The organism is Virgibacillus phasianinus (assembly GCF_002216775.1).
Classification (GTDB): domain Bacteria; phylum Bacillota; class Bacilli; order Bacillales; family Amphibacillaceae; genus Virgibacillus_F; species Virgibacillus_F phasianinus.
In genome coordinates this window covers 1,243,536-1,256,561 of sequence record NZ_CP022315.1, presented here as the reverse complement: position 1 = coordinate 1,256,561, position 13,026 = coordinate 1,243,536, and the positions used below count along the sequence as shown (strand labels likewise).

Here is a 13,026-nt window from a genome sequence, read left to right as displayed (position 1 = left end):
AGGGCTACTAATTTTATTATGGAGCATCCGGAAGTTCATCCGAAATCGACTGGAACAATGCTGCTAATTGTGGCCCTAATACTACCAAAACCGCTACAACCGCTATTGCAATTAGTCCAATTAATAACCCATACTCTGTCATTGCTTGTCCTTCTTCTTCTTTAAAAAGCCTTGTTAATTGATTTTTCATTTGTGTTTCCTCCTAAGGGTTTTTTGTTCGTTCTTTATATTGAACATAATTAGATTATATACAGAACGAAATCAATTGAAAAACTCCAAATTAGCCCATTTGTACTATATACAGAACGTTTTTCGTGCAAAATCGCACGTTTTCTAGTTATTTCTTACTATTTCATATTTTTTAAAGAACATATTATTCTATATAATGAACACATGAATAAGAAGGAGGTTACACCGTTTATGCCTAAGTTAATCAGACATCAATTACAGATTAAACATGCAAACAGCTTTGGAAAGCGATTGAAAGGGCTATTATTTTATAAAGAACCAATAACAAAGGAGGGATTACTTATTGCGCCATGCAACTCAGTCCACATGTTTTTCATGCGATTTCCTATCGATGTCGTTTTTCTTGATCAAAAAAACGCCGTTGTTAAAGCTATCCCCAATTTAAAACCATGGAAAATGGTCGCACCAGTGAACGGTGCCTATTCCGCACTTGAACTGCCGCTTGGTACGATTGCAAGGAACGATATTGGCGAAGGGGATACGATTATCCTATAAATCAGGAGCAAGAAGGTCGCACGTTACAAATTCCAGGGCATATAGTGTAGGGAATTTACATCCAGGAGGTTTTTTGATGTATTACCCTCATTATTATCCCTGTCCGGTTTATTGTCTCCCAGATGAACGGTACTTTTATCAACAACCAATCTATTGTTATCATCAGGTACAGCCCTACCAGCCCAGGCCAGAATATCCGGAAACTGATGCGGCGCTTTTTCATCAGTCGGCGGGTGCTTTTAAACAGTTAGTGAAAGAAGCAACCATCATCTTAAACAGATTGTCCGGGTCTGAGGAATTCGCCTATAAAGTAATGGATGCGGCACAACAAAATGATTCTAAAAAGGTGGAGGAGCTTATTAAATCAACTGGTGTTTCGGTTGACTTTCAAACAAGTTATAATCCGGATGGTATTAATATAATTCTAATTTCCAAAGTGGAAAACATCGAATGTTGTAAGTTGGAAATGGCAATTAGGTGGCGCTAACCAGCATTCCTAGCGATCACTTAACAAGTTTGTTTGTGTTTGGAATCTTACGGGAATGATAATAGTAATCATTTGGATAAGGAGAGATTCTAAATGCAACAGATATTATTCATCCAAACCGGTACTGGAATTGATGTGCATGGACAAGATGTTACAAAGGCCGCAACCCGCGCTGTAAAGGATGCCATCCATTATAATTCCATGCCAGGAATTGAGCGCAGCTTGCCTGACCAGCGTCTCGAGAATATGAAGGTAAATGTGAAGCTTGCTGTCCCGCTCGACCAAGATCAGCTTAAGAAGGAAAAGGTTAAAGACATGATTCCCTATGGTGAAGTGACGGTTGAGGTTGTTACTGGCGGAATGGCAACATCAAGTGGTATTTTTCTAGAGGATAAGGCTGATAAGAATGATTTAATGTACATTGTGAACGCCGCTGTTGAGGTTGGGTATTAAAATAGCAACAAATATCCTAATAAAAAATGGCTGCCACCCAATGATTAATTTGGTGACAGCCATTCCTTACTTTTTCTTAATGTGCTACTTCCACTTCATCCACATGGTTTACATGTTTATTATTCATCCAAATAAATAACACGGATAAAAACACGAATACTGCGCCAACAATGAATGGCACACTTGAGTTGTAAATCTCAGAAAGTTTACCTGCTAGATATGGTGCAATTGCGCCTCCAATAAAGCGAAGGAAGCTGTACGCAGCCGATGCTGTTGATCGTTCAACAGGGCTTGCATTCATAACCGCTGTTGTGATCAGCGTATTGTTATTACCTAATAAAGCACCAGCAACAATTACAGCGGTAATGACAAGCCATTGTGTTGATGTCCAAATACCCATTGCAAGCAGAACAAGAGCGAATAGAATTAACATGACACACATGGACTTAATTGTTCCAAACCGCTGCTGCAGTTTAGGTGCCATGAATACAGATGTGACGGCTAATAATAATCCCCAGCCAAGGAAAACGAATCCTAATCCATGTTCATCAAGGCCTAAAACAAATGGTGCAAAGGCAAGTAAGGTAAAGAATCCAAAATTATAAAGGGCTGCCGCGATACCGAACACTAATAATGAGCGATGCTTTAGTGCCCTGAATGGATCAAGCAAGGACGTTTTCTTTTTCGAGACTGACATTTTCTGGCCTTTTGGCATGAGAATAGAAAGACCGATAAAGGCAATTACCATTAACGTTGCAACGCCAAAAAAAGGACCTCTCCATGACATTGCGCCCAGCCAGCCACCAATTAGCGGCCCAACGGAGATACCAAGTCCGATTGCTGCCTCATATAAAATGATTGCTTTGGCATTTCCACTGTTTGAAAGTGTCACAATTGCCGTTAATGCCGTAGCAACAAATAATGCATTTCCAAGACCCCAGCCGCCCCGAAGGCCAACCAGTTCCCAGATACCATTTGATGCTCCACCTAATGCGGAAAATAATGCAATGATTACAATTCCTGATAATAATGTTTTTTTCATACCTATACGCGAAGTGATTGTTCCCGTTACCAGCATTGCTACTGCCATAACTGCGTTGTAGCTGGTGAAAAGTAACGTGGTTTCACTTTTAGTCGCATTCAATTGACTTGAGATTGCCGGTAAAATGGGATCCACAAGACCAAGTCCCATAAAAGCAATGATTGAAGCAAAAAAGACAGCCCAAACGGCCTTGGGTTGTTGAAGAAGACCTGGACTTTCCTGAATAGAAGTGTGTGTGGCACTTCTTTCTATTGAAATATTAGAACTTGACGACATATAAAATTGTCTCCTTACTATTTTATGATTGCGTTCCTACAATATTGATTTAAATGTATTTCGAATAACATCACCACGGCTAATAATTCCAACTAAAACGCCGTCCCGTTCGACTGGAAGCTTTTTAATCCGCTTTTTCCCTAAAATAGCTGCAACTTCTTCAATCTCTTTATGCGATTGAATTTTTTCTACTTTACGTTTTGCTAGTTCCAGTACATTTAAATCCAATATTTTCTTAATCCGTTCATCAAATTCCTCATTATCCCCTTTAAATACAGTAACAGTATATAAAGAATCAACGAAAATATCTTTATGCTTGCCGATATATCGCATAATATCGCCATCACTTACGTAGGCAATAATTTCATTCCTGTGGTTGACTACTGGTACACCACTTATCCGATGTTCAATAAATTTCTTAATCACAGCGCGCACGCTATCGGTTTCCATCACCTTATAAACATCGTGTATCATCATTTCATGAGCCTGCATGTATACCCTCCTCGCCACTTAAATTCATTTCAACTAATTGCATGTTACAACCAACTACTTGTATGATACAATCAATTTGCAAGTTGTGTCAAGTACACTTGAATCAATTGACAAACAGTTAGGGTTCGATATCATTACATATGAAGGTTTTTTGAGGAGTGTAAAAAATGAGTAAAAAATCAATAAAACTAATTGAAAATGAGGTTACCGATTTTATCCGTAGAATTGTCATTTCCGAAAAGCGAAATGGAAGCCTGGATCGTTCGGCCTTTGTCATACTGCGTCAGTTATCTACCTATGGGCCAGCAGGTGTGAAAACACTGTCCAATGAACTGCATTTGGATATTTCCACAGTCAGCAGGCAGGCTGCCGCTCTTATCGAGAAAAAATACGTGGATAAATTGCCTAACCCTAATGATGGAAGGGCTTACTTTTACCATATTACAAAACTTGGAACAACGGAATTGGATGCGAATAAACAAAGGCGATTTGAAAGACTTTCAACGATTCTGCAGGACTGGACAGAAGAGGAACGTGTATCATTTGGTCATCTGCTCCAAAAATATAATCGTACAGTGCACGAAAATAAGGATTGGTAGTAAGATGCTTTTGAAAAAAGGAGACTTACATCAGGCATTAAATGCGGTATATTGTCAAAGACCAACAATTTGGGAGGGAATCAAGCTGGTCAGGAGACAGCTGATTTTCCCCTGGGTTGGACTTGACCTCTCCCAAGTTACACCTATTTTCGCCCGAGTTCCGCATTCCCTCGCCCGGTTTTAATAATTATAGTTATAAGAGATCTTTGAAAAATCCTTTATCTTTATGTTTTCTCTGCATCATACCACGCGCGTTTTGGACGTGTCTCAGGATATCCATTCTCCTTTCGATATTCTTTTCGTTCTCCAGTAAATTCAAACCACTTTTTATCACTGCCAGGGTGGTTGGCATGATAAACCACACAGCGGAGGGAATCCTCTACACAAGGGTCCATCCAATATCCGTAATTCTCTTCGGCTCTATTGGTGAGTTCTTCGCCTGACTCATATTTTACAGCGTCAAATGAATAGTAGCCTAAATCGATCACAAGATGTGCAAGCTTCGGTCCAATCGACGGGATAGATTGAAAGATAGCCAGACCATGTAAATATTCCGCTCTATTTAGCGAGGCATTAAGGGCATTTGCAAGGTTATGCACATCTAACTGAGTAATTTCACATAATTTAATTTTGGCAGCTCTTAAGCTGGACCTTTCTTCAGGCGTTAGTGGCAATTTTGGCGAATTTGCTGTCATTTTAGTCACCTCTTCATTATATTCGTTTTTGTCATTGCACAGTTGCGCTTTTCATTAAAACCTTTGTCTCAATCTTAGTATACATTTATGGTATGATAGAATAAAACCTCATCAAGTGGGAATTTCTGTCCAACAAACTGTGTGATAGGTTCTAGTAAACAATTAACCGGGGGTTATGCTCATGTTTTTCCGTGAAATTGATGAAGATCTTACATTAAAATTAATGCAAATTGATGATGCCGAAGAACTTTTTAATTTAACAGATGCGTCGCGGTCCTATTTACGCGAATGGTTACCTTGGGTTGATACGACCACAACGATTGATGATTCGCGTGGTTTTATTGAACACACCATGCAGGGATTTCAGGATAAGAAAAGCATGACTGTTGCAGTCCACTATAAGGGAAAAATGGTTGGTACTGCTAGTTTTAATAGTTTGGATTGGTCCAACAAAGTAGCTTATATCGGTTATTGGCTTGGACAGGATTACCAGGGAAACGGGATTATCACACGTGTGGTTCGCTACCTGACTGATTACGCGTTTACCGAACTAGCTTTTAATCGGGTTGATATTCGTGCAGCATTTGAAAATAAAAAGAGCCGGTCAATTCCGAAGCGATTAGGATTTATTGAAGAGGGACAAATCAGACAAGCGGAATGGATATATGATCACTATGTCGACCACGTCGTATATGGAATGCTGGCTGATGAATGGAATAATCAAAATTAGGGGGAAATCCAGTGCGTTTTTACATAGCTTCCAGTTTTAAAAATAAGGAAATGGTAACATACGTTGCGCAAAAACTTATTTTAAAAGGATTCTCCCATACTTACAATTGGACAATGAATCAGCGGGCGGTTGAACCGACCACACTAAAGGCGATTGGTGAACAGGAGAAACAGGCCGTCCAAAATAGTGATATTTTCATACTATTGCACCCAGCCGGGAAGAGCAGCCATGTAGAACTCGGAATAGCACTTGATTTAGGAAAGCCTATCTACATATATTCAGCCGAGGAAATTGATCTGGCCACGGCATCTACTTTTTATTTTGTAGAAGGAGTCAATCGCATTTCCGGCGACATTGACGATTTTATTACACTAATTGGTGCTGTATAGAAAAATTCAGTGAACTCGGGCAACAGCTCTATATAATCAGGCGACAACCCCAAAAACTCAGGTGATTTCTCCTAAACCACAGACCCTAACAACCCGGGAGAAAATCAGGAAACTGCAATATAATTTCCCGGGAAATATCGACAATTAATGACAGAATCTATTGTTCTAATTCTTCATATATTACATCAACGCGCTTTGCCATTTCAAAGTCTACCGATGTTAAACCTTTTTCCTGCCATGATGAAAATTTCACGCTTACCTTTTTATAATCTATTGCAATCAATGGATGATGCTGTTTATTCTCCGCAGACTCAGCAACTTTATCAACAAACCGTACGCCTGCTAAGTATTTCTTAAAACGATATATTCTTTCAATCCATTTTTCATCAATCAGATTCCAGTCAGTCAATCCTGCTAATTCATTGTTTACTTGTTCTTCTGTCATACGATCCACTTTATTGCCTCCTTTAAATTATTTTCATATTATTAGTCTAACAAAAATTCCCATACCATGTTTGTGAAATCAGACAATTTAAACACTTATTAACAAGCTATCCACAGAATTCTGGGGATAACTGTGTGGAAATCATGTATTTATGCTGTGAATATGTTTTTGGGATAAAATGTGGATAACTTATTTCCCTAAAAAAACATAAAGAGTGATCGATTGCCGATCACCCTTTCGCATCCTTTTTAATTTAAACTTTTTGCTACTTCATTTACCATTTCCTGTACGGAAACTAAACCGCCGCCAGATAAATACCAATAATTCGGATCCAAATAAACAATGTTGTCGTTTTTATAGGCCTTCGTCTTCTTGGTTAGGTCATTTTCCACAACTTGTTTTGCTGAAGAACTGCTGCCAACCACAGCGCCGCGGTCAATAACGTAAAGTAAATCTGGATCTTGCTCAACCACATACTCAAAGGATACGTTCATTCCATGTGTAGAAACTTCAATACCTTTATCCACCGCTGGTATTCCAAAGACGTCGTGAATTAATCCGAATCTAGAACTTGGTCCGTAGGCACTTATTTTGTCATCGTTTGCAAGAATAATTAATGCATTTATATCACTTTCTGACGCTTTTTTCTTCAAATCAGCTATTGATTGTTCGATTGATTTTAATTCTTTGTCAATTTCATCTTCTTTATTAAAAATGTTTCCGATTACTGCAAGATTTTCTTTAAAGGATTCCATATATCTGGTTGTATCAACACCAAGATATATAGTTGGAGCAAGTTCCTGAAGCTGTTCATATAATGAAGCTTGCCTTCCGGAAATAATGATTAAATCAGGGTCAATTTCGGCTAGCTTATCAAAATCCGGCTCTTTTAGGCTTCCAACATTCTCATATTCCTTGGCTTCGTATTTATCTATGTATGATGGAATATTACCCTTTGGCACCCCAGTAACTTTTATACCGAGTTTATCAAGTGTATCCAATGTTCCGTAATCAAATACAACTACTTTTTTCGGGTTTTTACTAACTTTCGTCTCTCCTAATTCGTGCTTAACAGTTATCGCTTCTGACTTTTTGGAACTGCTATTCGCATTTTCACCCTCCGATTTCCCACATGCTGCGGCAAACACAGCAACTATACATAACAAAGCAACTAATAAAAATTTCCTCATTCATCTCATCTCCCTTTTTTATTTTAGCTCCAGCCCCCGGTGATTAGTGGAGTTCCCGGGTGCTTATTTATGAAAAATAAACACAAATACGGTTATCGTTGATATTTTTTATATTCATATCCATGTCATAGATATCCCTTAGTACACATTCATCTATAACATCGCAGGTCGGACCCTGTTTAACTATTTTCCCGTCCTTTAATGCTACAATTTGATCGGAATAGCACGACGCAAAATTAATGTCATGAATCACAATTAAAATGGTTTTGCCAAGCTCATTTACCAATCTCCTTAACGTTTTCATAATCTGTACCGAATGCCGCATATCCAAATTGTTCAATGGTTCATCAAGCAGCACGTATTCCGTGTCCTGGGCAATGACCATTGCAATGTGGGCCCGTTGTCGCTGGCCGCCGCTAAGTTCATCAATAAATTTATCCTGAATTTCCTCAAGCTCCATGTATTCAATTGCTTCATCAACTTTTGACCAGTCTTCCTTCGTTAACTTTCCTTGTGAGTAAGGGAATCGCCCAAAGGAAACCAGTTCGCGAATCGTTAATCGTAAATTTATCGAATTTGATTGTTTTAATATCGAAATTTTCTTTGCTAAATCATTGTTCTTTGATTTTGTTATATCCTCGCCATCGATGGTAATATGCCCCGCATCCTTGGTAATCAATCTGCTGATCATGGAAATTAATGTACTTTTACCAGCACCATTTGGTCCGATAAAGGAGGTAATCGTACCCTTTTCAATTGTTAATGACACATCATCGACTACACTTTTATCGTTATACTTTTTAAACAAACCTTTAATATCTACCATGACTTATTCTCCTTTAATAAAAGATAAATAAAGTAAACACCACCAAAAAAGTTAATAATCACACTTATTGTTGTCTGAAATGTAAAGATTTCCTCCACAATGAATTGTCCGCCCAACAATGCGATAATACTGATTAGTGAGGATCCGATAATCAAATAAAAGTGCCGGTACGTTTTCAAAAATTCATACGCCAAATTGACTACCAGCAGCCCTAAAAACGTAATTGGCCCAATTAGTGCTGTGGCAATTGACAGTAGTATGGCAACAACAATCAGGAGCCGCTTCACAACATAATCATATGGGACTCCAAGGTTTATTGCCTGGTGTTTCCCTAATGCCAACACATCCAGATATTTGTAAAACCTCATGAAATAAAATGTTACCAGCACCAGTAACCCAAGTGATAAATAAACAAGATTTTCATTTACATTATTTACACTCGCAAACATGCGGTCGCGCACAATCATAAACTCATTCGGATCAATCAGCACCTGCATAAATGAAGTAAAACTGCCAAAGAATGTTCCTAAAATCATTCCAATTAATAATAGGAAGTAAATATTATTATTTTCTCCTTTGAATAAAAAGCGATAAAGCACCAGTGAGAACAAAATCATTAAGCCTATCGAAATAAAATAATTGATGTTGCTGTTCATCATTACAAGGGACTTTGAGCCGAACATAAAGATGATAAACGTCTGCAACAGCATATAAAGTGAATCCAGCCCAAGGATACTCGGTGTTAAAATACGGTTGTTTGTTATGGTCATAAACACGGTGGTCGAGAATGCTATTGCGGTTCCGGTAATGATAATCGCAACAACTTCCATAATCCTTCGTGGTAAAATATAGCCAATATTGCCGCTTAAATTGTATAGTATGTAAATCGCAGCAATAACCAATGCAATAACTGCCAGAATGATTGTCTTTTTCTTATAGCCCATATTTCTTTCTCCTTAGCAGCAGATAAATAAAAATTGCACTTCCAATTACGCCAACCGTTAAGCTAATTGGAATTTCGTATGGATAGATAATTACCCGGCCAACGATATCGCAAAATAGTACGAATACAGCTCCAAGTAATGCTGTATGTAACAGGATTTTCTTCAAATGATCGCCTTGATAAATCGTGACGATGTTTGGAATGATTAACCCTAGAAATGGAATAACCCCAACAGATAAGACAACAGATGCGGTTACCAAGGCAACAATAACCAATCCAATATTGACCACTTGCCGATAATTCAACCCCAAGTTTTTCGAGAAATCCTCGCCCATGCCAGCAATTGTAAATTTATTTGCAAACAGATAAGCAATAATCAATATTGGAATACTGATATACATAAGCTCATAATTACCGCTCATGATCATGGAAAAATCCCCTTGCATCCACGAAGACATGTTTTGAATCAGATTATTTTTGTAAGCAAAAAATGTTGCTGAGGAACTGATGATGTTACCAAACATTAACCCAACCAAAGGTATGAAAATCGCATCCTTGAATTTTATCTTCTCGAGGATTTTCATAAACACAAACGTCCCAAGTAAGGCGAATACGAATGAAACAAGCATTTTTTCCAGTGGGCTCGCTGAGGTAAAGACCATTAGCGCTACCAATACTCCTAAACGAGCTGAATCAAGCGTTCCGGCAGTTGTTGGAGATACAAATTTGTTACGGCTCAGCTGCTGCATGATTAAACCGCAGATGCTCATACTCATTCCCGCAATTAAAATACTAATTAATCTTGGTATCCTGCTAATCATTAAAACTTCCAATTGCTCGTTTGATAAACGCAGGATTTCCCATGGCATTATATCTGTAACACCGATAAATATGGAACTAATTGATAAAATAATAACTGCCATTAACAGATAACGAATCTTCATGAAGGATCCTTCCTATGTAGAATTGGTATTAAATAAACATAATAATTAATAATGATATTCATTATCAATTAGATTGAGTATAGCATATTTAAAAACTTCGTCAATATAAAAATTGGAAATCCTTTCAAAAAAAATAAACCGGCTTATGGGTAAGCCTGGTTTATTTTTTGTTTACATACCATGAACATTCGGCAATTGGTATATGTAAACTGTATATTGCCGGATTTAAAATAGACTTCATTGGTGTTTTGGTCGATATATCCGTAAAACGGTCGTTATTTTTTGAAAATGACAGTTATATTTCGATATTGACTGATATATCTTGAATTTGGCGGTTATATTGATATAATGGCCGATATACATACAAATTGGATGATATAAAGGATCCATAGCTAACCATTCCGCAAGATAATCGACTGAAAGGAAAGGCTTCCACCTATCACCTCAGCTGAAACTACATTAAAATATTCAATCGTAAAAAATTCAGCTAGCAGCTTTTTAATTGATTCATGTCCATAGAAGGAAAAGAATCGTTTCGGCTCATAAAAGTCATCCTCCCAAATGCCTTCCGAATCCTGGCCTCCGTACACACCCATAAAAAATAGCCCTGACGGTTTGAGTACACGTTTAATCTCGGTGAATGCTATTCTGATTTCATCCTTTGGTACGTGCAGCAAGCAATTCATCGCCCAAATAGCATCAAAATGATTGTCTGGAAAAGCTAAATTTTCAAAGGTCATCACCTCTGCAGCCAGTCCCTTTTGCAGGCACAATTTTACCATCTCTGGTGAAAGATCAGTACTATATGTATCTAGTCCCTGTTGATTAAAAAATAAACTGTCTTTTCCCGGACCAGCGCCAATTTCTAATAGACTTTGCCTATTTTCTTTTGTTAAAAATGCATAGAATGTGTCCCGTTCTTTCACCTTCCATTGTTGCTGCTGATTTGAATCCCGTTTCTTTGCTGTCCTGTTATAAGAGTTAATTAGGTTCGTTCTATTTGGCATAAGCATCTCCTTAAAGTAGTTTGTGCATCACCTAAATGTTGAACTGCTAAAGCATTGATATGGACATTCTCATTGTAAACATAGCCTTAAAACAACTCCTAAAGCGGTCGTTCATTTCCGCTAATCTAACTTTTTATCAGTTAAATACAGTACAACTCCTCCAAAACAAAACAGGATGAGTGAAAGGAGCATGTAAGCTGCCCCGTCAATACCTTTTATTTTTACATTTCCTAGATACATCAAATAAACAGCAATGATTATGGAAACTATGCTAGGTACAAGAATTACTAATTTAGATTTATTTGTTTTTCTAAACTGGCGAGTTAGCAGAACAATAGCTATGCCCGCTACTATGCCAATTATTGTGAATAGGATAAATAACAACTCATACATCTCCTGAAATTCTATTTTTTATAAAGAAATGAAGCAGCCATTATGAATATTCCAACCACCGTAACAGCTTTAGTTAAAGGAATAGTACTATCTATAAAAAATGCAAAACCACCAAAAATAAAAAATAAGAATCCTACACACAGGTTTATTTTTCCAAAAGACGATAGATTTCTCATATAATGGCTCCTTTGCATTGCACTTGTTACTTCCCCTCTTTTACTTCAATCGTAAAACTTAACGACTTATCACGTATCGTTAAGGTTACGTCGCCAGATTCTTCAAACGTATACGGTGATAACTCGTAAATTTGTTTTATTTCATTGATGGAAACACCTTTTATCATTGATATATCAGGCTTCCAGCTCACTTCTTTTCCCGATGGATAGCTAATCATTATCTTTGTCTTATCACCTAAGTTTAAATCTTCCCAAGCAACCAGTCGAATGTTAGTCTTTTCACCCTGTTTCACCAACCCATCGGCATAATAACCAACTTCCCCTATATCACCAAAAACAGTATAACTATCGCCATTTACACTTATGTCCATAAATGGCGGCTGATACGTGACTTTTGCATAGATTCCGTAAGCAAGTGATAATACAGCTGCAACAGATAGCCCGACCATCAACTTTCTAAAGCCGCTATTTTTAAACCCACCCATCATTTCGGAAGAGCCCGCAAATTTATCAATCATCCACAACACAACAATCACCACTAGAATACAAATACCAACGATTATATAAAACATCTGATCAATCCTTCCGCGGTATTAGTTTACTGCATATCTCACAGGCCATTACCGTAGACGACTCAATGTAATCGATTATGTCATCAAATCGGTACACAGCTAAATCCTTTTCCGTCTGGTCCCGTGTATACAAAAAGTCTCCTAATGTTTCTTTTTTAAACTCTATTAAATCCTTAATCTCAATTTCTTCAACACTATTTATATTAGGGTCTGCATAATCAAGTTCGTTCATTAGATTTGCACAGTTAAACCATTCGACTAACTTCCCGTTCAGTAATCGAAAATCATTATGCCATCTAGTTAGAAAGTCCGGATCATCAATTAATCGCTTCTGGAAATTATTCTTGAAATAAATTTTCTTCAGCCAAACATCATCTGATATAATATGTGTCAGGTACCCCAGCATGAAATTATGATGAATGTTTGATAAATATTTTTCGATGAAGCGTTCATAATCTACAAACCTTGTTTTATCCCCAACATGACCCCCATAAAAGTGTGATGCATCTTTTTTCTCGCGTAAAAAAACTGCATCTGGTGCAATTCCGCCTAAAATGAAGGGACGAAGGTTCAATAATCCCAGTTTCTCATGAACCTGTTTCGCGATAATTAAATGCATCATA

19 protein-coding genes are annotated in these 13,026 nt (G+C 37.7%); 6 read left to right on the top strand and 13 right to left on the bottom strand.

The window, feature by feature from the left end; genetic code table 11:
* Window positions 1-16 precede the first annotated feature (16 nt).
* A complete protein-coding gene (locus CFK37_RS06460) occupies window positions 17-190 on the bottom strand; it encodes a Flp family type IVb pilin (RefSeq protein WP_089061084.1) in 174 nt (57 codons plus the stop codon).
* A gap of 230 nt (window positions 191-420) precedes the next feature.
* Here CFK37_RS06460 and CFK37_RS06455 point away from each other — a divergent pair, with 230 nt between their 5' ends.
* The 3 genes from CFK37_RS06455 (at window position 421) to CFK37_RS06445 (ending at window position 1,684) form a co-directional block, all read left to right on the top strand.
* A complete protein-coding gene (locus CFK37_RS06455; protein ID WP_089061083.1) occupies window positions 421-744 on the top strand; it encodes a DUF192 domain-containing protein in 324 nt (107 codons plus the stop codon).
* Between the two features lie 76 nt (window positions 745-820).
* On the top strand, window positions 821-1,231 hold the full coding sequence (locus CFK37_RS06450) for a YuzC family spore coat inner layer protein (RefSeq protein WP_089061082.1): 411 nt from the start codon (window positions 821-823) through the stop codon (window positions 1,229-1,231).
* A 93-nt stretch (window positions 1,232-1,324) separates the two neighbouring features.
* The gene (locus CFK37_RS06445) at window positions 1,325-1,684 is read left to right on the top strand and encodes a Lin0512 family protein (protein WP_089061081.1); all 360 of its coding nucleotides are present in this window, start codon (window positions 1,325-1,327) and stop codon (window positions 1,682-1,684) included.
* A gap of 76 nt (window positions 1,685-1,760) precedes the next feature.
* On the opposite strand, the gene CFK37_RS06440 is transcribed toward CFK37_RS06445, so the two are convergent.
* The gene (locus CFK37_RS06440) at window positions 1,761-3,002 is read right to left on the bottom strand and encodes an MFS transporter (protein WP_089061080.1); all 1,242 of its coding nucleotides are present in this window, start codon (window positions 3,000-3,002) and stop codon (window positions 1,761-1,763) included.
* 36 nt (window positions 3,003-3,038) lie between these two features.
* Entirely contained in the window at window positions 3,039-3,494 is a 456-nt protein-coding gene (locus tag CFK37_RS06435) for a CBS domain-containing protein (RefSeq protein WP_089061079.1), read from the bottom strand.
* A gap of 167 nt (window positions 3,495-3,661) precedes the next feature.
* Between CFK37_RS06435 and CFK37_RS06430 the strand changes: the two genes are divergently transcribed.
* Complete coding sequence (locus CFK37_RS06430; protein WP_089061078.1) at window positions 3,662-4,093, top strand: MarR family winged helix-turn-helix transcriptional regulator; 432 nt, start codon at window positions 3,662-3,664, stop codon at window positions 4,091-4,093.
* Between the two features lie 224 nt (window positions 4,094-4,317).
* On the opposite strand, the gene CFK37_RS06425 is transcribed toward CFK37_RS06430, so the two are convergent.
* Window positions 4,318-4,788: a helix-hairpin-helix domain-containing protein gene (locus CFK37_RS06425; protein ID WP_089061077.1), complete on the bottom strand. Its 471-nt coding sequence runs from the start codon at window positions 4,786-4,788 to the stop codon at window positions 4,318-4,320.
* 181 nt (window positions 4,789-4,969) lie between these two features.
* Between CFK37_RS06425 and CFK37_RS06420 the strand changes: the two genes are divergently transcribed.
* A complete protein-coding gene (locus CFK37_RS06420) occupies window positions 4,970-5,518 on the top strand; it encodes a GNAT family N-acetyltransferase (RefSeq protein ID WP_089061076.1) in 549 nt (182 codons plus the stop codon).
* A gap of 11 nt (window positions 5,519-5,529) precedes the next feature.
* On the top strand, window positions 5,530-5,907 hold the full coding sequence (locus CFK37_RS06415; protein ID WP_089061075.1) for a group-specific protein: 378 nt from the start codon (window positions 5,530-5,532) through the stop codon (window positions 5,905-5,907).
* A gap of 157 nt (window positions 5,908-6,064) precedes the next feature.
* Here the strand turns inward: CFK37_RS06415 and CFK37_RS06410 are convergent, their stop codons facing one another.
* From CFK37_RS06410 to CFK37_RS06370, 9 genes are all read right to left on the bottom strand, one after another.
* The gene (locus CFK37_RS06410) at window positions 6,065-6,352 is read right to left on the bottom strand and encodes a 4a-hydroxytetrahydrobiopterin dehydratase (protein WP_089063551.1); all 288 of its coding nucleotides are present in this window, start codon (window positions 6,350-6,352) and stop codon (window positions 6,065-6,067) included.
* Between the two features lie 248 nt (window positions 6,353-6,600).
* A complete protein-coding gene (locus tag CFK37_RS06405; protein WP_089061074.1) occupies window positions 6,601-7,542 on the bottom strand; it encodes a siderophore ABC transporter substrate-binding protein in 942 nt (313 codons plus the stop codon).
* A gap of 67 nt (window positions 7,543-7,609) precedes the next feature.
* Window positions 7,610-8,368, bottom strand: a complete 759-nt coding sequence (locus tag CFK37_RS06400) for an iron ABC transporter ATP-binding protein (protein WP_089061073.1) — start codon at window positions 8,366-8,368, stop codon at window positions 7,610-7,612.
* Window positions 8,362-9,312 carry an iron chelate uptake ABC transporter family permease subunit gene (locus CFK37_RS06395; RefSeq protein ID WP_089061072.1) on the bottom strand — a complete coding sequence of 317 codons (951 nt, stop codon included), beginning with the start codon at window positions 9,310-9,312 and terminating at the stop codon, window positions 8,362-8,364. The genes CFK37_RS06400 and CFK37_RS06395 overlap by 7 nt, the downstream gene beginning before the upstream one ends.
* Window positions 9,302-10,255: an ABC transporter permease gene (locus CFK37_RS06390; RefSeq protein ID WP_089061071.1), complete on the bottom strand. Its 954-nt coding sequence runs from the start codon at window positions 10,253-10,255 to the stop codon at window positions 9,302-9,304. The genes CFK37_RS06395 and CFK37_RS06390 overlap by 11 nt, the downstream gene beginning before the upstream one ends.
* Before the next feature lie 392 nt (window positions 10,256-10,647).
* Window positions 10,648-11,262 (bottom strand): class I SAM-dependent methyltransferase, encoded by a 615-nt coding sequence (locus CFK37_RS06385; protein ID WP_172840461.1) that lies wholly within the window; start codon window positions 11,260-11,262, stop codon window positions 10,648-10,650.
* Between the two features lie 120 nt (window positions 11,263-11,382).
* The gene (locus tag CFK37_RS20155; protein ID WP_089061069.1) at window positions 11,383-11,646 is read right to left on the bottom strand and encodes a hypothetical protein; all 264 of its coding nucleotides are present in this window, start codon (window positions 11,644-11,646) and stop codon (window positions 11,383-11,385) included.
* A gap of 211 nt (window positions 11,647-11,857) precedes the next feature.
* The gene (locus CFK37_RS06375) at window positions 11,858-12,403 is read right to left on the bottom strand and encodes a hypothetical protein (protein WP_089061068.1); all 546 of its coding nucleotides are present in this window, start codon (window positions 12,401-12,403) and stop codon (window positions 11,858-11,860) included.
* 4 nt (window positions 12,404-12,407) lie between these two features.
* Window positions 12,408-13,025: a zinc dependent phospholipase C family protein gene (locus tag CFK37_RS06370; RefSeq protein ID WP_089061067.1), complete on the bottom strand. Its 618-nt coding sequence runs from the start codon at window positions 13,023-13,025 to the stop codon at window positions 12,408-12,410.
* Window position 13,026: the final 1 nt, after the last annotated feature.